Source organism: Microbacter margulisiae, assembly GCF_014192515.1.
Classification (GTDB): domain Bacteria; phylum Bacteroidota; class Bacteroidia; order Bacteroidales; family Paludibacteraceae; genus Microbacter; species Microbacter margulisiae.
This window is the reverse complement of record NZ_JACHYB010000002.1, coordinates 616,403-638,094: the sequence shown is the minus strand read 5'-3', so window position 1 is coordinate 638,094 and position 21,692 is coordinate 616,403. Positions and strand designations below refer to the sequence as shown.

General features: G+C 40.5%; 14 protein-coding genes and 1 tRNA gene. 9 read left to right on the top strand and 6 right to left on the bottom strand.

The genetic code is table 11. From position 1 onward, the window contains the following. Positions 1-50: 50 nt before the first annotated feature. The 3 genes from FHX64_RS11685 to FHX64_RS11675 all read right to left on the bottom strand — a co-directional run bounded on the left by FHX64_RS11685 (position 51) and on the right by FHX64_RS11675 (position 3,007). Positions 51-1,511: a S26 family signal peptidase gene (locus FHX64_RS11685; protein ID WP_183414024.1), complete on the bottom strand. Its 1,461-nt coding sequence runs from the start codon at positions 1,509-1,511 to the stop codon at positions 51-53. A gap of 147 nt (positions 1,512-1,658) precedes the next feature. After that, positions 1,659-2,111, bottom strand: coding sequence for a D-aminoacyl-tRNA deacylase (gene dtd / locus FHX64_RS11680; RefSeq protein WP_183414023.1), 453 nt, complete (start codon positions 2,109-2,111; stop codon positions 1,659-1,661). A 20-nt stretch (positions 2,112-2,131) separates the two neighbouring features. Continuing rightward, on the bottom strand, positions 2,132-3,007 hold the full coding sequence (locus FHX64_RS11675) for a radical SAM/SPASM domain-containing protein (RefSeq protein WP_183414022.1): 876 nt from the start codon (positions 3,005-3,007) through the stop codon (positions 2,132-2,134). A 370-nt stretch (positions 3,008-3,377) separates the two neighbouring features. Between FHX64_RS11675 and FHX64_RS11670 the strand changes: the two genes are divergently transcribed. Next, entirely contained in the window at positions 3,378-5,093 is a 1,716-nt protein-coding gene (locus FHX64_RS11670; RefSeq protein ID WP_183414021.1) for a tetratricopeptide repeat protein, read from the top strand. A gap of 117 nt (positions 5,094-5,210) precedes the next feature. On the opposite strand, the gene FHX64_RS11665 is transcribed toward FHX64_RS11670, so the two are convergent. Then, positions 5,211-5,281 (bottom strand) — tRNA-Cys (locus tag FHX64_RS11665). A gap of 231 nt (positions 5,282-5,512) precedes the next feature. On the opposite strand from FHX64_RS11665, the gene FHX64_RS11660 reads away from it, so the two are divergent. The 7 genes from FHX64_RS11660 (at position 5,513) to FHX64_RS11630 (ending at position 14,175) form a co-directional block, all read left to right on the top strand. Further along, positions 5,513-6,265 (top strand): LiaF transmembrane domain-containing protein, encoded by a 753-nt coding sequence (locus FHX64_RS11660; protein ID WP_183414020.1) that lies wholly within the window; start codon positions 5,513-5,515, stop codon positions 6,263-6,265. Positions 6,266-6,271: 6 nt separating this feature from the next. Further along, positions 6,272-7,093: a LytR/AlgR family response regulator transcription factor gene (locus FHX64_RS11655; RefSeq protein WP_183414019.1), complete on the top strand. Its 822-nt coding sequence runs from the start codon at positions 6,272-6,274 to the stop codon at positions 7,091-7,093. Between the two features lie 219 nt (positions 7,094-7,312). Continuing rightward, the gene (locus tag FHX64_RS11650) at positions 7,313-7,993 is read left to right on the top strand and encodes a TetR/AcrR family transcriptional regulator (RefSeq protein ID WP_221202205.1); all 681 of its coding nucleotides are present in this window, start codon (positions 7,313-7,315) and stop codon (positions 7,991-7,993) included. Between the two features lie 242 nt (positions 7,994-8,235). Continuing rightward, a complete protein-coding gene (locus FHX64_RS11645) occupies positions 8,236-9,516 on the top strand; it encodes a TolC family protein (protein ID WP_183414017.1) in 1,281 nt (426 codons plus the stop codon). A gap of 27 nt (positions 9,517-9,543) precedes the next feature. After that, positions 9,544-10,578: an efflux RND transporter periplasmic adaptor subunit gene (locus FHX64_RS11640; protein WP_183414016.1), complete on the top strand. Its 1,035-nt coding sequence runs from the start codon at positions 9,544-9,546 to the stop codon at positions 10,576-10,578. 39 nt (positions 10,579-10,617) lie between these two features. Next, positions 10,618-13,740 carry an efflux RND transporter permease subunit gene (locus tag FHX64_RS11635; RefSeq protein WP_183414015.1) on the top strand — a complete coding sequence of 1,041 codons (3,123 nt, stop codon included), beginning with the start codon at positions 10,618-10,620 and terminating at the stop codon, positions 13,738-13,740. Between the two features lie 141 nt (positions 13,741-13,881). After that, positions 13,882-14,175, top strand: coding sequence for a PG0541 family transporter-associated protein (locus FHX64_RS11630; protein WP_183414014.1), 294 nt, complete (start codon positions 13,882-13,884; stop codon positions 14,173-14,175). Positions 14,176-14,511: 336 nt separating this feature from the next. On the opposite strand, the gene clpB is transcribed toward FHX64_RS11630, so the two are convergent. Continuing rightward, a complete protein-coding gene (gene clpB / locus FHX64_RS11625; RefSeq protein WP_183414013.1) occupies positions 14,512-17,100 on the bottom strand; it encodes an ATP-dependent chaperone ClpB in 2,589 nt (862 codons plus the stop codon). Between the two features lie 496 nt (positions 17,101-17,596). Here clpB and FHX64_RS11620 point away from each other — a divergent pair, with 496 nt between their 5' ends. Further along, positions 17,597-18,700, top strand: coding sequence for an alpha/beta hydrolase-fold protein (locus FHX64_RS11620; RefSeq protein ID WP_221202204.1), 1,104 nt, complete (start codon positions 17,597-17,599; stop codon positions 18,698-18,700). 1,486 nt (positions 18,701-20,186) lie between these two features. Here FHX64_RS11620 and nhaD read toward each other — a convergent pair. Further along, the gene (gene nhaD / locus FHX64_RS11615; protein ID WP_183414011.1) at positions 20,187-21,452 is read right to left on the bottom strand and encodes a sodium:proton antiporter NhaD; all 1,266 of its coding nucleotides are present in this window, start codon (positions 21,450-21,452) and stop codon (positions 20,187-20,189) included. Positions 21,453-21,692: the final 240 nt, after the last annotated feature.

The following is a 21,692-nucleotide window of genomic DNA, read 5'->3' as shown; positions in this document are numbered from 1 at the left end:
CCTCGAATAATAAATTTTTATTCGAGGCTTTATTATATTCTGAAAGTTGTTTAGTGTGTGGCGGAATGAAAGAAACGATTCCAACGAATGTTACCTGGGAATCCTTTATCTTTATCTAAAGATAACCAAACAAACAAAGGCTGGCCGACAATATGGTCTTCAGGTACAAATCCCCAATAACGCGAATCAGCCGAGTTATCCCGATTGTCTCCCATCATCCAGTAGTAGTTCATTTTAAATGTATAGTGGGTTGCTGGTTTACCGTTGATATAAATTATGCCGTTATTCACTGAGAGCTTGTTGTGCTCATAGTTTGCAATAATATGTTGATAAAGAGATAAATTAGTTGTGTTAATAGCAATGGTTGCTCCTTTTTTTGGAATCCAGATAGGACCAAAATTGCCGCGTGTCCATCCCTTACCATATCCTAACGGAAAGACATCTCCTCCAAACCAGTCAGGTTCACATTTGATTGAAATTACAAACGGCATTGCTTTGAGTTTATTGTATGCTGCACGGGTCAGAGGTATGTCGTAAACGGGTAGAAACTGTCCGCTGACATTCCGTTGAAAGCCCATTCCTGCTAATATTTCGTCATTGTCTAATCCTTCCTGAGTAAGCAATTGGCGGTCATCCTTGCTGACATCAAGTGAGTTAAAAATATCATTAGTCAAAGGAGCTCCATTGGTTTGTACCAGATAGTTGTATTGAACACCTGGTTGATCGTATAATATTTTTTTGTCAATATATACTTGATTCTGAATGATCTGAAGTGTGTCTCCGGGTAATCCGACACATCGTTTGACATAATTCTCCCGGCGGTCGACAGGCCGGTAAATAATCTGACCATACTTCTGAGGATTGTCTCGTATGATTTGACGTCCATATTGATAACATTCGGTAGCATTCGGTTGTGCACCGGGATTTTGAGATTTTAAGAATGAATATCCTTCTTCATAACAGCTTGTGTAATAATCCGGATTTAGGTCCTTTAGCGTTACAGTATCTCCTGCCGGAAAATTAAACACAACGATATCATTTCTTTTTACATGTCCGAACCCTTTCAGTCGATGATATCCCCATTCCGGCGTTTCAAGATATGACTTGCAGTTGAGAATAGGTAATGTGTTTTGTACCAGAGGGAATGCTATAGGAGTATTCGGCATGCGAGGCCCATAGGCAACCTTCGACACAAACAAAAAATCACCGACGAGCAACGTTTTTTCTAATGATGAAGTGGGAATTTGGTAGTTTTGAAAAAAGAACAAGTTAATGATATACACTGCGATCAGAGCGAAAACAATTGCATCAACCCATTCCATTACCTGGCGAACCGCTGGATTTTTACTTTCTTTCCACCATGTCCAGTGAATGAATTTAGAAATATATACATCAAAAATAAACGGTAATACAATCAATACCCACAAGCTACCGATCCAGATGGTAAATAAAATGCAGATAATGGCTGCAATAGCAAACTTAATCCATTGCTTCATTGGTTGCTTTTTCATACGAAAAAAATTATTTTTGAATAACCGATAGCCTCTTTTTGTAAATGCCTTGCTAATGACTTACTTTGGCTCTCATTGATATGCTGCAAAAGTACAAAAGAATGTTCAAGTTACCAATTAACAATGGTGTTCAAAAAAAGACATTGTCTATTCTTTTAATTTTGTATCAATAATGATAGTGACCGGACCATCGTTAATTAATTCAACTTGCATGTCAGCACCAAATACACCAGTTTTTACCGGCGTTTTTGTATACTGATCAATTGTATTGCAGAATGCATCATACATGATCATGGCGAAAGGTGGTTTTGATGCACGAATATAGGATGGACGATTTCCTTTGCAGGTGGATGCCATGAGGGTAAACTGACTGACAATTAACATTTCTCCGCCAATATCATTGACAGATCGATTCATAACACCTTGATCATCATCAAAAATACGAAGATTGACGATTTTGCGGGTCAACCAATCAATATCCTGATTTGTATCCGAGTCTTCTACACCTATCAGAACAAGCATTCCTTGATGAATAGACGCATGAACTTTATGATGAATGGTCACGGAGGCATTTTTTACACGCTGTACGACTGCTCTCATTTGTTTATAAGTTATTTTGTTCACGATGTACAATTTCTGCACATTTCAAACTGCTTTCGGTTATGTAAGATGGAGTTTCGAAATGTAACTGCTTTTTTATTATGCCAAATTTCCCTGAAGGAAGCCTGTTTCATATTTCCAAAAACATATTCTCCATTTTTATCGAAGCAACAGGGAAGCACATCCCCATTGGATGTGATTACAGCGCTACTCCACTGTCTCCAGCATCGATTCTTTAAACGGTGTTTTAATACCCAATTGCCTTGTTTGTTTTGTTTATATCGGGCAAATTTTGTTTGTTTCGGAACAAAATGAGTTATGTTCGGCCAATCAATTTGTGCTGTCTTTAATCGGGCAGAATCAGCTCCAAGTTGGTTTACCATCTTTTTGAAATCGTGAATTTGATGTTCGTTATGTTGCATGACAATGAACTGTGCTTCAATATGAGGATGGGTGGTGTGTAATTCCTTTTTCCAGTGTGCAATAAGAATGATTGCATCGCGGACTTTCTCTAAGTTTCCTCCTTTACGATATTGATTATAAACATCTTGCGTGGTGCCATCTATGGATATAATAATCCGATTTAATCCTGAAGTGACCAAATTATAAGCTGTCTCCTTGGTAACCAATTGACCATTGGTGGAAATCATGGTGTAAATTTTGTGAGCGTGGGCATATCGAATCATTTCCGGTAGTTTGGAATGAAGCAAGGGTTCTCCCTGAAAATATAGGATTAGATTACTAATGTTAGGCGCTAATTCATCTATAATTTTGGTATACAGATCCCAATTCATCATTTGTTTAGGCCGGATTAAAGAGCCATTTCCGGTGGGGCACTCAGGACAATGCAAATTGCATTGATTACTAGGTTCAATAGAAACAGAAAAAGGATTCATAGGAAATAAAGGGCGTTTTAATATCACTGAAACGCTATAGCTTACAATTAATTGAAGCAAGTTATATCCTTTTCGAATCCATGAAATATAATCTTTTAGGAACATAAAGTGCAATTAATCTCAAAATCCGAAATTTTAGAGTTAAAAAGTCACAAAAACAAGAAGAATGAACCTGCAAAGCGTTCTGTTTTTTTCTGTTTTTTCCTTATCTTTGCTTTGAATATCAGATAATTATTTGTTGCTTTTTTTATGAAGCTAACTTACGACAAAAATATGATATCCTAAAACACTTTTTTTGTTAATTGATTCTGCTTATATTTGCTCCAAATTTTGTGGCAAAAGTTATTCACTTAATCCAATCATTATTGTTATGAAAAAAGGAATTTATTTTATTATGTCGGCTGTTCTCGCATTCGTCTTTTCGTCATGTGCGCCAAAGCCGATGGGAGCTCTTGATCCGAGCTATTTCAGCACCAATCCCAATCCCCTACAAGAAAACGGTGGGAAAGTAGTTGCTACGGTTACCGGCAAGTTTCCTCCTAAGTATTTTGACAAAAAAACAGTTGTTGTTGTAACCCCTGTGTTGAAAACTTCTACAGGTGTTGAATACAAAGGTACTCCAGTGTCTTACCAGGGAGAAAAAATTCAAGGAAACAATCAACAAATTTCTTACGAACTAGGAGGTACATTTACTCAACAAGTTGCTTTTGATTACAAACCTGACATGGCAAAGAGTGAATTATTCCTTCAATTCTCAGCAACAAGAGGTAAAAAAACGTATGAAATTCCTTCTGTTAAAGTTGCTGATGGAGTGATTGCTACAGCAACCCTGGCTGCTGCAAATAGCGACAACCTGAATTCACCGATTGTTCCTGATAAATTCCAACGCATAATTCAAGAAAAACAAGATGCAAACATCATGTTCCTTATTCAACAGGCCAATCTACGCCCAAAAGAATTGAAACAAGCTGCATTGCTTGACTTAATTAAACGAATTAAAGAAGCTCAGGATTCTGCAAACTTAAAAGTGTATGACTTTGGTTTGCACTCATTTGCATCTCCTGATGGTGGATTGAAGATCAATGAACCTCTTTCTTTGAAACGTGAAAAGAATACCAAGACATATCTTGATAAACAAATGAAGAAGTTGAAAGCTGATGTTAATTTGGATGCTACCTATACCGCTGAAGATTGGGATGGCTTTAAAAATTTGATGGAAGCTTCAAATATCCAAGATAAAGAAGTTATCTTACGTGTTCTTTCGATGTATGATAACGCTCCTGATCAACGTATGGCCGAAATCAAAGATCTTGCTGCTGTGTACAAAACCATTGCTAAAGACATTCTTCCACAATTACGCCGTTCAAAAGTTTCCTTAATCATGGATGTTATTGGGAAATCTGACGAACAAATTTCTCAACTGGCACAAAATGATCCAAGCAAACTGACAGTTGAAGAACTATTGTATGCTGCTACTTTAACGAATGATCCTGCTCAGAAAGCTGCAATTTATCAAAAGGTTATTGATATATATCCAAATGATATGCGTGGTTATAACAACTTGGGAACACTTGATTTCAATAAGGGCGATTATGCTGAAGCAGGCCGTTTGTTTGCAAAAGCACTTGCTATTGAACCGAACTCTCCGCAAGCCAATTACAATATGGCTATTATAGCTTTGGCTCAGGGTGATGCTGCAAAAGCTCAACAATACCTTGGCAATGCAGGCAATTTAGGTGGCAATGATGTTAATCAGGCATTAGGTATTATTTATCTGCAACAAGGTGATTACGACAAAGCAAAAGCTGCTTTTGGAGATGCTGCAACAAACAACGCTGCTATAGCTCAGATTATGACTAAGGATTACAGTGCTGCTCGTAATACATTGAATAATGTGAAGACTCCTGACGGTGAAACAAATTATTTGTTAGCTGTTGTAGGAGCCAGAACTAACGATCGTCAATTGGTTTATGACAGCATGCGTAAAGCTGTTGCTGCAAATGCTGATTGGGGTAAAAAAGCAATGACAGATGCTGAATTCGCAAAATATTTGACAGACTCTGATTTTATGAACATCATTAAATAAGATCATCAATCAAAATAAAAAAGCGAGGTTGTTTATTCGGCCTCGCTTTTTTATTTTGTCTTACTTCCATAAAAAAACGCTATTCTTCATGTTGAGAAAGAATAGCGTTTTTTGTTGAGGTCAGTGGCGGATTCGAACCGCCGTAGAAGGTTTTGCAGACCTCTGCCTAGCCACTCGGCCAACCGACCTTAAAAGCGGTGCAAAGGTAATATCTTTCTGTAAAGTGGCCAAATTTCTGTTTGATATTTTTGTATTTCGTAATTGATACGGCAAGTGGTTAGCTGATATTGGTGCTTTTTATCTGGGCTTGACTCTTATTTTGTATAGTTCGTCGATAAAATAGATCTATTAATCGATATTTCCTTGACTGACAAAATAAATTGGAATTATCTTTGTCTATCATTTTTAATTGTTTTGTTATGGAAAAATTACACGAACGGCATCATCATAATAATGGACCTGCATTTGCAATTGTTTTGATTATTGTGGGAGCCTTATTTCTAGGATTTAATGTTGGCATTATTCCGGATCGTTTTCACCCAGTTTTGATCTCTTGGGAAATGCTTCTTATCGTTTTGGGGACTGTATCTTTATTACGTCGTCATTTTGTGGGTGGGGTAGTGTTGTTGCTTATAGGAGGTTTCTTTATTCTCCCAAAACTTCTTGCTATTAGTGGTAATTTTGTTCAGATGTACTGGCCGGTTTTATTGATTTTTCTGGGGATTGTCTTGTTGTTATCCCGGCTTACGCATAAAAACCATGTTACGATTTCGAGATCGTATGACTGGCAAGAAATAAAGCAGGAAGCTATATATAAAGAAGGGAGCGTTCGAAATGGAATTCATAAGAATGTGGCATTTGCAAATGAAGAATTTGTTGTGTTGGATTCTGAATTTGCGGGAGGAAGTGTGAATGTGACATTTGGAGAGATGAAAATTGATTTGAGAAAAACTGCTTTGGCTTCTTCCAAGGTAATGTTTGAAATCAATGTGTCCTTTGGCAACATTATCATTTTTGTGCCCGCAGACTGGCAGGTACAACTACAGGTTAATACTGTTTTTGGCGGCTTTGAGGATAAGCGGATTTTTCCTTCCGAACGTAATGGTAATCAAGATAAAACACTTGTTATTTTTGGATCAACATCATTTGGCGGTGGCGAGTTACGAAATTAAGGGCTCATGGAATCATTCGGTTTTTACAGACGTTGGAAGGTTGTAATTTACATTACGGTGTGGAGTTTGATTACCATTGCCATTGCTTGTGTATTGCTACCCTTCAATAGCCAGTCGTTTCTTAATATATGGTTAGTGGCAGTCGTTTTTAGTGCTTGTCTTGCCGTGATTACTCCCTTTTTGTGGAACATCATTAAATTTGGCAAACTCATGGAACTAAAGGCTCCATTGAATCTTGTGGTCTTATTTGCGCTGGCCCTGTTGGCAATTATTATTTGGCTAGGTGCAGGCTTGTTTCTTCTTTATCTCATCGTTCCAAATCAATGGACATTGTCTTTTTCAACCTTACCGCTATTTGCTTTAATTGGAGTGTTTGTCTATGTTGTTATAGTACAGCGCATTCTTTTGACAGATTCATCCCAACAGGAATGCATTGATGAAATTACAGAAGACCCGCATTTGGAAGTTGCTCCCACTCATGACAAAGGAATGCCATCTGCCATTGACCGAATCTCTGTAAAAATAAATTCAAATGTGCATGTTATCCCTGTAGCCGATATTTATTACCTACAATCTGAAGGTGATTATGTGTTGGTTTTCAGTGAACAGGGAAGATTTATAAAAGAACAAACGATGAAATATTTTGAACAGAATCTGCCATCTCAAAAGTTTGTTCGGATTCATCGTTCTTTTATTGTGAATGTTGAAGCTATCTCCCGCATTGAATGCTATGGAAAAAATAAACAGATTGTTATTCTTCGAAGTGGCGCTCAACTGAAAATGAGTCTGGTTGGATATCGGTCTCTTAAAGCATCTCTTAATTTATAGGTCAACGTTTGCAGCTTGTTTTGGGAATTTATTAGCTGTAAATTTGTAAACCAGGAAACTTATTTGATATCCTAGTTTCCTGTAAATATATGATAAACAAATAAATGATATTTGATTATTTATTATTAACTTTGTTTTTTGAGATTCTCGTCAAAATACGAAGTACCTTTGCGGCGATTTTTGTTACAGAATAATATGGATGATATAAAAGATCAGATTTTGAGTACAGCTTCCCGGCTGTTCCTTCAGTATGGATTGAGGAGTGTCACGATTGACGAGGTGTGCAATGAAGTGCATATTTCCAAGAAGACCTTCTATAATTATTTTAGGCAGAAGGATGAATTGATTGAAATGGTTTTGTTGAATCAATGTGAGGTACTCAACCAGAAGAAAAACAAAAAACATGCTATTTTGGATGATCCGTCATTAAATGCTATTGATAAGCTGGTTTTGGCGTTTAAACATTGGAAACAGGATTCTTCTATGCATTCAATGACGTTTTTGTATGATTTAATGAAGTATTATCCTGAAATTCATTCAAAAATGGTGGAGAGACAAGACCAGATGGCAAAAGAAGCAACCAAAAAATGGATTCAGCAAGGTATCGACGAAGGATTTGTCCGGTCTGATGTCAGTGTAGATTTATTGGCAACGTATATCCAGTTTCAGTTTAGCAAAGTTCTTTCAGAGCTGATTGGAAAATCGGATATAGGGGTAGCGCCAATAATTGATTTTCTGCTGGATAGCAATATAAGGGTGCTGGTCAATGAAAAAGGATATCGTTATTATCAGGAAAAATACAAGAAAGAATATCCTGCTTTGCGTAATGTTGAAAATAAAAAAGAAACAGAATCTAATAATGTATTTTATTGGTCAGAACCCCCGCAAACCAACAAATAAGACACAAGCACAAAAATTTTTAAAATAAACTATGCCTTGATTCGTCTTAATTGAAAGAAAGTAGAGGATAATACTGAGATAACCATGTGAGTGTTAGATTTATAATAATATGCCGGCTTTATTCGTCTTTTTGGAGCATAATTATTATGATATGAAATGAGCCATAAAATAACTCATACTCAAGCAGATGATTATTTTGACGAGTTCCATACATCATTAAAGTGAAAAATAAAAATAGTCGTATGAAAACAAGAAAATCAATTGTGATCGTTTTATTGGTATTTGTTTCGATACAAGTGTGGGGTCAGGATACGCTAAAATTATCGTTACCTGATGCCCAACAATATGCTTTACGATATAATAGATCATTACAAGCTGCAGGCCTGACATTAAGCCAGGCGCAAAGTAAAGTTTGGGAAAGCATCTCGAAAGGATTGCCACAGCTTTCTGTTACAGGCTCATACCAAAACTATTTGGGTGCCACTGCTAATTTTCAGGGCATGGCTCTAAAGTTTGGACAAGCCGGTTCGCTTGATGCGCAACTGAACCAAATGGTCTTCAGTGCAGGATATTGGGTTGGATTAAAATTGGCAAAACTGAATGAACAGTTGGTAAATACCAACAAGCGCAAAACGGAACAAGATGTTATTCAGCAGGTGACTTCATCCTATTATGCCATTTTAGTTGGTGAAAAATTAGGCAGCCTATTGCATCAGACGAAGCTGAACTTACAGGAGATTCTGGCGAAAACCCAATCGATGGTGCAGGCAGGTGCTGCCACTCAGACTGATGCGGATCAAATTGATGTGCAACTGGCTTCAACGGAAGATATGATCAATTCGAACGAACGTCAGGTAGAACTGGGATACAACATGTTGCGTATTCAATTAGGTGTTCCGGCTACTACGAAGCTGATGCTGAAAGATTCTATTTCACAATACGTGAGTGATAATCAGTGTTATGCTCTTTTGTTACAGAAGTTTGCTGCTAAAGAGAATCCTTCTTTCCTGATGTCGGAGAAACAGGTTGAAATTGCCAAGCAACAGATAAAACAGACGGAAGCTTCATGGCTGCCGACGATTTCTGCTTTTTATAGTTATACCTATAAATACATTAAACCACAATTCGACTTAACACCGAAAAGTTATGTGGGGCTTCAGGCATCTTGGCCTTTGTTTTCGAGTGGGGGGACTTTGTCTCAGATTCATCAGGCAAAATTGCAAGAGAAGATCAGTCAAACCAATTTGGCGGATTTGTATGATCAATTGAATGTTCAGGATCAACAAGCGCGCTTCAATCTGAAGAATGCCATGGACAACTTAAAAACGCAAACGAGAAGTCTTGATGTAGCCCATCGTGTTTTTGCTGATATCATCCGTAAACACGATCATGGTATGGCAAGCAGTCTGGACATTACCAATGCTTCCAATAATTTGATTCAGGTAGAAACCAACTATGTGAATGCCATTTATAATTTGCTTACCGCACAGACACAAGTGGAATTGTTGTTAAATAAATTTTAATACACGAATATCTTTATCCTATTTGATATGAAGAAGTTAATATTCTCAATGCTAAGTTTAGCGATTCTTTTGCTATTTACAAGCTGTTCTAAAACGGCTAACAAACAGGAAAGTGTAGCCACACAAATGGTGCGTGTGATCACTTTGAAAAAACAAGTTATTGACAAAACATTGGAATTTCCTGCCACGCTCGAAAGCAAGAAGGAAATAAACCTTGTTCCGGCAACAGCAGGAAAAATTGATCGCATTCTGGTCAAAATTGGCGATCATGTGTCCAAAGGTCAATTGGTGGTACAAATGGATCCTACCCAGTTGATTAACGCGCAGATTCAGTTCGAGAATCTGCAACGGGATATGGCGCGGTCGGAAGCGTTACGTAAATCGGGAACCATAACGCAACAGGCTTATGATCAAACGAAATCACAATTTGATTTGAACAAAACCAATCTTCAATATATGCAGAAGAATATTGATCTCCGATCTCCGATCTCCGGGGTGGTTTCAGCAAAGAATTATGAAGATCAGGAGATGTATTCCGGTTCGCCTATAGGACAAAGTGGCAAAGCTGCCATTATCACGATTGATGAAATGAATCCTCTGAAAGTTTTGATCGATATCCCCGAATCTTATTTGTCACAAATCAACCTGGGCATGAAGGTTTTGATTTCAACAGATGTCTATCCTGACAAAACTTTTCCTGCCCGTGTTGTCCGGATTTACCCCACTATCGACCAGTCTACATTATCCGTGAAGGTGGAAATAGAGGTGGCGAATGGGAATGAACTATTAAAACCCGGAATGTTTTGCCGTGCAACGATAGATATAGGGAAGGTTAATGCATTGGTTGTTCCTTATCAGGCTGTACTAAAATTGCAGGGATCAGATGAACGCTACGTATTTCTGGATAAAAATGGGAGGTCTCAACGAATTACCGTAAAATTGGGGACGCGCTTTAATGATCAAACCGAGATTATTTCTGATCAAATTAAAGAAGGCGATCAATTGATAGTTGTTGGTCAAAGCCGCTTGATTGGTGGCGATACCCTGACTGTCGTCCATTAAGTTTCTACCCTGTAAATAAATCACTGAAAAAAACAGATTATGAGTATTTATAAGTCAGCGGTTAATAACCCTATAACCACCATGATGATTTTTGTGGGAATCGTCGTGTTTGGATTGTATTCGCTAACGCGGTTACCGATTGATTTCTATCCAAAGATGGACTTGCCTATGATTTCGGTAGTGACCACCTACAGTGGCGCCAATGCTTCGGACATAGAAACCAATATTACAAAACCTCTCGAGGATGCTTTGAATGGAATTGAAGGGTTGAAAGATCTGACTTCAACGTCGCAGGATAATTTGTCGGTTATCACGTTGGAGTTTGAATGGGGAACCAATCTGGATGAGTCGATGAATGATATCCGTACAGCTATTGATGGTGTCTATCCCAATTTGCCCGATGGATGTCAACGACCGGCTGTAATCAAATTTAGCACCAGTATGATGCCGATTTTGATGTATTCGGTAACAGCAACAGATAGTTATCCCGGACTGGAGAAGATCATTAATGATAAAATTGTAAATCCCTTAAACCGAATTGACGGTATTGGCTCAGTGACCATGAATGGGGCTCCGGAGCGAACCATTTATGTTGATGTGGATAAAAACAAACTGGCTGCTTACCACATGAGCCTTGAACAAATCGGGAATGCCATTGGCGCCCGTAATTTAAATACCCCGTCAGGAGATGTCAAAATGGGCGCGATGGATTATCAGTTGCGCGTACAGGGCCAGTTTACAGAAAGCAATCAGGTGCGCAATGTAGTGGTGGGAACGGTCAACGGAACGCAGGTTTTGGTAAAAGATCTGGCTACGGTACGTGATACGTTGAAAGATGCTACCATGATTACCAAGGAGAACGGAAAGAATGGAATCCAGCTGATGGTTATGAAACAATCAGGAGCCAATACGGTGGCAGTAGCCCATGATGTTAAGGCTATGCTGACTCAGATTGAGAAGACCCTTCCTTCGGATGTACATGTGAAAGAGGTATTTGACTCAGCATCCTTTATCAAAGGTTCTGTTACCAATTTGTCGGATGCTTTGCTTTTTGCCCTGATTTTTGTGGCCGGTGTTGTATTCTTCTTTTTAGGACGTTGGAGGGCTACCTTTATTGTGTTGCTAACCATTCCTATCTCGTTGATTACGGCGTTGATTTATCTTGCTTTGACAAATAATTCACTGAATATTATTTCATTGTCATCATTATCCATAGCCATCGGGATGGTGGTTGATGACGCTATAGTGGTGTTGGAGAATATCACCAAGCATATTGAACGAGGGAGTAGTCCGCGCGATGCAGCCATTTATGCCACCAATGAAGTCTGGCTTGCCGTTATTGTCACAACGATGGTGGTGGTCGCTGTGTTTATGCCGTTGACATTCATTTCAGGGATTACCGGTGTTATGTTTAATCAGTTGGGATGGATCGTTTCCATTACGGTGGTTACCTCTACTTTGGCTGCTATTACGATTACCCCAATGTTGTCATCACGGCTGCTTCGGTTGAAAACGCAGGCAGAAAAGAATTCAACAAAATTAAGTTGGGATAATACCATTGGTAAATGGCTGAATCATTTGGATCACTGGTATGAACGGAAAATACACTGGGCTCTGGGGCATAAAAGATGGGTTGTAGGGGGGGCTTTTGTCATATTTGCTATCTCTATTTATTTGGGACAGTTTGTTGGAACGGAATTTTTACCCACTTCCGATCAAAGCCGATTGCAAATTACGGCTCAACTTGCTCCGGGAACCCGTGTGGAACTGACGTCACAAACAGCCCGCAAAATTGAAGATATCCTGGCTAAGAAAGTGCCAGAAATGAATTTGGTGACGACTGCCGTAGGGGCTAACGACCAGGGAGGTATTGCCGCTATTTTCAATTCGTCTGCCGGGAGTAACATTATCAATATGACTTTGAGCTTGAAGCCGATCAACCAGCGGAAACGCTCCGATGTTCAGATAGCCGATGCGATTCGTCCGGAAATAGCAAAACTTCCTGAGATTGTTGATTATCATATTTCTACCGGTGGGGTTTCATTCGGCAGCTCTTCTACCTTTGATATTGAGATTTACGGATATGACTTTGATGAAACCGATCGTCTGGCACAGGAAATTAAACGTGCTGTAACGGGTTTGGGTGGAGTGCGTGATGTACAAATCAGCCGGAAGCCCGATCAACCTGAACTGGAAGTTTCTCTCGACCGCCAGAAGCTGGCCATGTATGGTCTCACCAATGCAGGTGTGTCAACCATGATTCATGATTATGTGAATGGGATGACGGCAAGCAAATTTCATGAGCAGGGCGATGAATATGATATTATTGTGCGGTTGAATGCTGATGAGCGGAGCTCTATTTCCGCACTTCAGGAGTTGCTGATTCCTACACCGCAGGGTGGTAATGTAGCATTGAAAGAGCTTGGAACGATTAAGGAATTTTGGGCTCCGCCTAACATTGACCATAAAGAGAAACAGCGTATCGTGACGGTTTCCATCACCCCGGTTAATGTGTCGTTGAGCACGTTGGCCACTGAGGTAAAGGCTAAAATTGCAAAGATGAATGTGCCTTCGGATGTGCAGATTGTCTTAGGCGGTATTTACAAGGATCAACAGGATTCCTTCAAAGATTTGGGGTTATTGCTGGTTCTGGTCATCTTGCTGGTATTTATTGTTATGGCTTCACAATTTGAGTCGTTCTCGAAACCATTTGCTATCATGTTCTCCATTCCTTTTGCTTTCACGGGAGTGATTCTGGCCTTGCTGCTGACCGGCGTGAAACTGGGAATCATCGCGGCCCTTGGATCGGTTCTGCTGGTGGGAATTGTGGTGAAAAATGGTATTGTGATGGTGGACTTTATCAACCTGTTGCGGGATAGGGGGCTGCCTTTGAATGAGGCAATTGAAAAAGGCGGACGTTCGCGTCTGCGCCCGGTCTTGATGACGGCTTCCGCAACGTTCCTGGGTATGGTGCCGATGGCGTTAAGTGTGGGCGATGGCGCTGAGACATGGACGCCAATGGGAATCACGGTAATTGGTGGATTGGTATTTTCCACGATGGTTACTTTGATCATTGTCCCTGTGATGTACGCCATCCTCTCCAGACGTGGCGAACGCGACAAGGAAAGTGTTGTGCGAAAAGAGTTTCATTTTATGGATTAACGAACAGGCAGATATGCTGTTATTGTCTATGCAATCAAAATGATGTTCAGATGAAACGAACCCGAAAATAAGATATTCTTAGGGTCATGATTTTTATGGTGCGTTTCGGCATCCTTAGTATGAAAAAATAAAAATATACGTATGAAAGCAGTTTATATTGTATTTAATCAATCGAATACGGAACGGATAAAATTTGTGCTCGATCGTTTGTCCATCCGGGGTTATAGCTGGTGGGCCGAAGTACAGGGGTGCGGATCAGTTGATGGCGAGCCACGTTTCGGTACTCATACCTGGCCGGAAATGAACTCGGCGGTGCTTACTGTTGTTCCTGAAGAAAAGGTGCAACCTATTTTCGATGCTGTGAAAAAAATTGACAGTATTAATCCTGAAGTAGGTATTCACGCATTTGTCTGGAATATTGAATCGATCTATTAGGTTTTTCTTACGAACCATGAAACAACAGGTTTGAATTGATCTACAAAGTGAGGCCTTCATTGGAAAGGCCTCACTAAACATTTCGTAGATGGTTGCTGGTAGGGATTGATGGGCTGAGGGACAGAAGGAATGAGTAAAAAACAAGAATCTATAGTCAACAACAGATCTCAAGTCAAAGGTCAACCTGTTATAGAAATGTTGAATTAACTTTCCGTCTTCTCTATTTTATTGATATATTGTAACTTATTTAATTTCAGATTCTCGGATTTTTATCTGTCAACTACTAACTACTGGTTGATGTTCTTCTTTAACTTCTTGCTGTTTATATGGAATTAATCAATTTGCAAAGGTCAGCGTTCCATTGTCGGCATCTATCCTGATGGGTTTGTTGCGGTCGACGGTTTGAGCGATAAGCCGCCTGCTGAGTTCGTTAAGGATCTCCCGCTGGATAACTCTTTTTATCGGTCGTGCCCCGAATTGAGGATCAAATCCTTCTTTCGCAATTTCCGTCAGGGCGGCATCGCTGAGTTCCAGTGTCACCCCATTCTCCTGCAACTGCTGTTGAATATGTTCGATCTGAAGTTTGACAATTTGTTTGATCTCAGCTTCATTGAGCGGAGCAAACATCACCAGTTCATCAATCCTGTTCAGAAATTCCGGGCGGATAGCCTGTTTCAGCATCTCAAACACCTCACTTCTGGTCTTTTCAATGATTTCTTCCCTGTTGAAAGCATTCATTCTCGAAAAGTTTTCGCGTATCAGCGATGACCCCAGATTCGATGTCATGATGATTATGGTGTTCTTGAAATTCACCGTACGTCCTTTATTGTCAGTCAAACGGCCATCATCCAATACTTGCAGCAGCACGTTGAACACGTCTGGATGCGCTTTCTCGATTTCATCAAACAACACTACCGAATAGGGTTTGCGGCGGATTGCCTCGGTCAGTTGTCCACCTTCGTCGTAACCCACATATCCCGGAGGCGATCCGATAAGCCGCGTCACAGAGAATTTTTCCTGGTATTCCGACATGTCGATACGCGTCATCATATTCTCGTCGTCAAACAGGAACTCGGCTAATGCTTTGGCGAGCTCTGTCTTCCCGACGCCGGTGGTTCCCATGAAGATGAACGATCCGATGGGTCGTTTCGGGTCACTCAACCCGGCACGGCTACGTCGAACGGCATCGGCCACCACGCTGATAGCTTCGTCCTGTCCAATGACACGCAGGTGGAGCTCTTCTTCGAGATGCAACAGTTTCTCTTTTTCGGCCTGCAACATTTTGCTTACCGGGATTCCCGTCCATCTTGAAACAATATCTGCAATATCTTCTGCGTCCACCTCTTCCTTGATCATCGGCGAGTCGCCCTGCAATGTTTTCAGTTTGTCCTTGCTGGCTTCGATGCGTTGTTCCAGTTCTTTGACCTTTCCATATCGGATTTCAGCTACTTTACCATAATTGCCTTCCCGTTCGGCTTTGTCGGCATCGAACTTCAGGTTTTCGATCTCTATTTTGGCTTGTTGAATCTGGTTCATCACCTCTTTCTCCGACAGCCATTTTGCCTTGTGCTCGTTTTCCTGTTCTTTCAACTCGGCAATTTCGCGGTTCAACTGTTCCAGCTTGAAGGTGTCGTTTTCGCGCTTGATAGCTTCCCGTTCGATCTCAAGTTGTTTGATCCTGCGCGATATCTCGTCCAGCTCTTCAGGGACGGAATCCACCTGCAAGCGAAGCCGGGCAGCAGCTTCATCCATCAGGTCAATAGCCTTGTCGGGCAAAAACCGGTCAGTGATGTAGCGGCTCGAAAGCTCTACTGCAGCAATGATAGCTTCATCTTTGATCCGTACTTTATGGTGATTTTCATACCGTTCTTTTAATCCCCGCAAAATGGAAATGGCATCGGCTTCGTCCGGTTCTTCCACCATCACAATCTGGAAACGACGTTCCAGTGCCTTATCTTTTTCGAAATACTTCTGGTATTCGTTGAGTGTAGTTGCCCCAATAGCCCGTAACTCACCACGTGCCAACGCCGGTTTCAGTATGTTGGCGGCATCCATAGCCCCTTCGCTTTTGCCGGCGCCTACCAGGGTGTGGATTTCGTCGATAAACAGCACCACCTCTCCATTGGACTGGATGACCTCGTTGATTACCGATTTCAGCCGTTCTTCAAATTCGCCTTTGTACTTTGCTCCTGCAATCAATGCCCCCATGTCGAGCGAAAAGATCTGCTTCGATTTCAGGTTTTCGGGCACGTCACCGCGAACGATACGATGTGCTAACCCTTCGGCAATCGCCGTTTTCCCCGTACCGGGCTCTCCGATCAGGATAGGGTTGTTTTTGGTACGGCGGCTTAAAATTTGCAGTATCCGCCTGATCTCTTCATCGCGGCCAATCACCGGGTCGAGCTTGCCGGAGCGGGCACGCTCATTAAGGTTGATGGCATATTTGTTCAGCCCGTTATAAGTCTCTTCTGCAGAAGGGTCGTTCACCTTGTTGCCTTTACGCAGTTCCGTGATGGCAGCGCGAAGTGCAGCCTCGGTCAGGCCGGCGTCTTTCAACAGGGTGGCTACCTGGCTTTTCTCGGTGAAGAGCGCCAACAGGACAAATTCAAGCGACACATACTGGTCGCCTTCCTTACCTGAATAGTCAATGGCTTTTTGCAGCACGGCATTGCTCTCACGGCTCAGGTAGGGCTCGCCTCCGGTTACCTTCGGAAGCGATTCGACCATCTGATCAACCGTGGACGAGATGATGGAAGCGTTTACTCCCGTTTTGCCGAAAAGGAATTGCACGATGTCGTTGCCCACCTTTATCACAGCCTTGAGCAGATGTTGGGGCTCAATAGCCTGTTGGTGGTTGCGTTGCGCGGTGTCAATGGCTTCCTGGACAGCCTCCTGCGATTTGATTGTAAAGTTATTAAAGTTCATAGTTGTAGTCGTATGTCTGTTTTTTTCTATGGAAACAAATTGTTTGCCAAGTGGAATGAAGTATTTGTTGTGTCAAAATGTCATAATTTATTTAAAAAATATATGCCATTATGGCGTTGTTGTGCGTGAGAAAGCATTTTATAATGTGTTAATGTGGAGATTATAACTCTCGATTTCCTTCAACCTTTTCATTTATTGTTTTTTTGCTGATTATAATTCAATGAGTATGTTCTTGTAGTAATCGCAAGATTTATCTGGAAGAAAATTATATCTTCTTCAAAGATTTTTTTTTGGATAAATCCTTAAACCAAAGGCATAATATGCGAAGAAAAAAATATATTTGCACAGTGAATCATCAATATATGGACTGTAAATAAGCAACTCGGAATTAATAAAGATGATGACATTGCATTTTATATATCAAAGGGATTAAACCGGAACCAATATGAGACAATCAATTACATTCATTATTCTGTTATTTGCAGCCCATCTGGTTTTGGGACAAGAAATAGCCAAAATAGAGAATATCAAAATATACTCAAAGGCATTGCACCAGAAGCGTGAAATTTTGGTTTATACACCCCAGAATTACGAAGAGAATAAATTGGTAGTTTATAATGTAATCTACGTATTTGATGCTCAAAACAGAGAGCTTTTTGATTATACACATTCGATAATCAGTTTTTTATCTGATGCAACAAAACAATACATTGTGGTCGGAATTACCTCTCCGTACATAAAAAAATATGATTATGCCCGAAATAATGATTATCTACCTATATTAGAAACAGAAAGCGCTAAAAAGCGCTATGGTAAATACTTCGGTAATGCTGACAACTTTTTGAGATATGTGCAATATGAAGTCATTCCATATATAGAAAATCATTACAGGGTCGGGGCCCAAAGAATTGCCATTGGACACTCTTTAAGTGCATCCTTTATTCTCCATTCGATGGTTAAAGAGCCTCATTTATTTAATGCTTATTTCGCTATATCACCTAATTTGGCCTACGATAATGAAAGGATTGCCAACGAGCTATTGCGCTTTGATTATCATCAATTAGACCATACATTTTTGTATTTAAGTAATGCCAATGAAGGAGTCGGCTATTGGGAACAATGGATTCCAGCAAGAAATAAAGTTTATTCTTTCTTTGGGGCCTCGAAGAATTTCAAAAATATCCATGTCGTGATTCGGCAATTTCCAGATGAATCGCATTGGTCAACATTTGCTCCAAGCTTAGCGTATGGCCTGAAACAATATTTTAAGTACTTAGACACCCTAAAAACAAAGCTTTCCGATGAAACTTATGATATTCAAATCAAGGTGAAAGTGCCGAATAAAAATGACACAGTTTTTGTAACAGGTAACCAGAAGTCTCTTGGAGATTGGAATCCGGATCAAATTAAAATGAATCGTGAATCCGATTATGTAAGGGTTATTAAATTAACAGTACAATCACCTGTAGAACTTAAATTTACGAGAGGAAGTTGGAACACAGAAGGCGAGGTTAAATACATTGGCGGATTCAACAACATACAAATAAATCCTATAAAGCAATCCGAATTCAAATTTGAGATTATAAGATGGGCTGACTAAATGGATTTATGTATAAGATATGTCATCTAAAACGACTTCCATACCATCCAGGTTGTATAGGTATGCAAATGGCAGTGAGCTGAATAACAAATTGAAAAACAAAAAACGAATCAGCTTAAAAAGATTAGTTGAGTAAAAAGCGACTCTGAGAAATAGCAAGAAACAATATAAAGCGTAGCCAGTCAAGAATAATCAATCATGGGCTTGTTGTAATTTATCTGGATAATTGTGGCTGTAGCTTCTACCCACAGGTGGATTCCGCATCATTTTTTTGTTTTGTCAACGCAAAATATGCAAACATCTCTTGATAGTTAGTTTCCTCTTCTCATTTATAAAGTCAACTCATCTTTTAAGGTACTCCAGTGTCTGACAGGTTGGGACGTTTGGTGTTGTACCAATGAAAATAGATGTAGAGTGTTTTTTTTCGGCTATTTCCCGGCTGGGCTAGCCGGAAACAGGCTTTGGTGCTGAGTCCGGTAATGAGGTTTTCCTCTCCGGCAGAAGCAGGTGGAGTGTCGCCTATTGTGTAGAGTTATTGCACAGAGTTGGTTACGGTCACAGAGTCGAGCCTCCCGAACTTCAAACGTTTTTGATCCGCATTGGCGCAAGATATAAGCGTATAAGGAAACGCTAGGAGGTGCCCCTCGCCGCAGTTCTACCAGCCTAGGAATGAGAAGCTCCAAGAATTTGAAAATAGTAAATTGATTGATGTTGCATTCCCTGTTACTATGTAGATGAACGTCTGTTTATTCACTACTCTCATGGTGCCGCTCCAACCGGTAATGCGGTGCAGGCTCCGGCCAAAATTGAAAATATTCTTTGGCGGCATAGCTGAAGAGGGTGAAAACCCAGGAAGTCAGGGAGAGGAAAAGGCAAGGGTATCGGGATGATTTATGTCGAATTTTTATCATAAATATTGCAAAAACAAGCTTATGGGAAATCGTCGTGTTGCGCGTGAGTGATAGTTGTTCAGGCATTACACCATAAGGACGTCCTTCTGATCTTTAGGCCACCTTAAAGCCACCTCAAGGCCTGCTCAAATCTATTTATAGCATATATATAGTATATATATAGCATATATGTAGTATATATATAGCTCCTTTTTAAAGAGGAGTAATATATCTGCTTTATATAAGTTATATCTATATTTATAATGAGTTTTTACTATATTTGAGGTAGCCTTGAGATGGCCTTAAGCATAGGCAGCAGCAGGTATCAAACAAGGCAATTTTAAATGTTTGAAGAGTATGGTTTTCCTGCTTTACTTCGCTACATTGTTTTTGTTTTGTTTCAGCATGTACATATTGTATACAGTACCACAATTCAATAGGGTAGCGATAAAGGGGATTTTTCGATAAGATGAAGTCAAATGTTATTGGATATGCCTATATGCAAATGAGATTGCGGCTACAGGATAAAAACGCACCAAGAAGAAGTGGAAGAACTGTTTGAGAAAAACAGGGAAGATATCCCTCTGGCAGGTCGTCTATGTCAGATGCATCAGTACGAATGCCAGGATTCCACCCAAAAAGCCGAGAAGTCCCAGCCAACTGATTTTTTTCAGATACCACATAAAGGATATTTTCTCCAGACCCATTACGGCTACGCCTGCTGCAGAGCCGATGATGATGGTGCTTCCTCCCGTGCCGGTGGTCAGGGCGATGAAATGCCAGAAGAAATGATCTACAGGGAAGGTCTGCAACGAATACATCCCTTGCGTGGCAGCAACTAACGGTACATTGTCGATGATGGCCGAGATGAGTCCCAGGGCAGATCCAATCAGGTAATCGTTTCTAAAGGTGTCTTCCAGGAATATGGCCAGTCTGGCTAGAAGACCGGATGATTGCAGTGCGGCCACGGCAAGCAAAATACCCAGAAAAAAGAGGATGCTCTGCCCATCGATTTTGTGCAGGGCAAACACTACCGGATGAGGTTTCTTGCGTTTTTTCCGGTTTTCTATAATAGAGGTAGCGACCCACATAATGCCTAATGCCAGTAGCATGCCCATAAAAGGCGGCAGATGGGTAATGGCCTTGAAGAAGGGGACAAATAGCAGTGTTGCAACGCCCAATGCAAGAATAATAGTACTTTCCCTGCGTTCCATCGGGGAAGTTTCGGGTAGCGCATGTTCCCGGATGGTTTGTCCTTTGAACTTGAAAAAGACCACCAATAAAGGGAGTAAAAGCACCACAAGCGATGGAATCAGCAATTTGATGACCAGATGATATCCGGTAACCTGTCCTCCGATCCAAAGCATGGTGGTGGTGACATCCCCGATAGGCGACCATGCCCCGCCTGCATTGGCGGCAATAATAATCATCCCCCCGAACCACCAGCGGTCTTCCTTGTCGGTCAGCAGCCGTCCACACAAAGAAGTCATTACGATGGCGGTGGTCAGGTTATCCAGCAATGCGGATAGGATGAAAGTGATCATGCTGATAATTACCAACAGGGTGCTTTTTTTTGTGGTTCTGATGTATTGTGAAAGGATGGAAAATCCATTATGTCCATCGATGAGCTCTACGATAGTCATGGCTCCGAAAAGGAAAAACAGGATGGAGGAGATATCCCCCAGGTGGATAAGCAACTGCTCATTTACTTTGGAAAAATCAGATTGTTCAACGGTGTATAAAGTCCAGCAGGCTACTCCTGTGAGCAGAGCGGATGCAGCTTTGTTAAGCTTAATGGAATGTTCGAACGCAATGGCAGCATAGCCTGCTATGAAAACCAGAATAAGAATGAAAGAAGACATAGATGATATGTTTTTAAGCTTTTGGGCAGAAGCGTTTTTTTCAACCATAAAGGTACAAAATATCATATAGTCTTACCTAATTATTTGTGATAAGAATGTAATGTTATCTTAATGTTTTCTTCATAGGGTTGTAATAATGCCATTATAATTTTGCCAGCGAAAATAAATAAAATTATTATTTGATTGCAGAGATTATGTATAATCGTCTGTCAGGAAAGTGTTGTTTTCTATTTATAAATA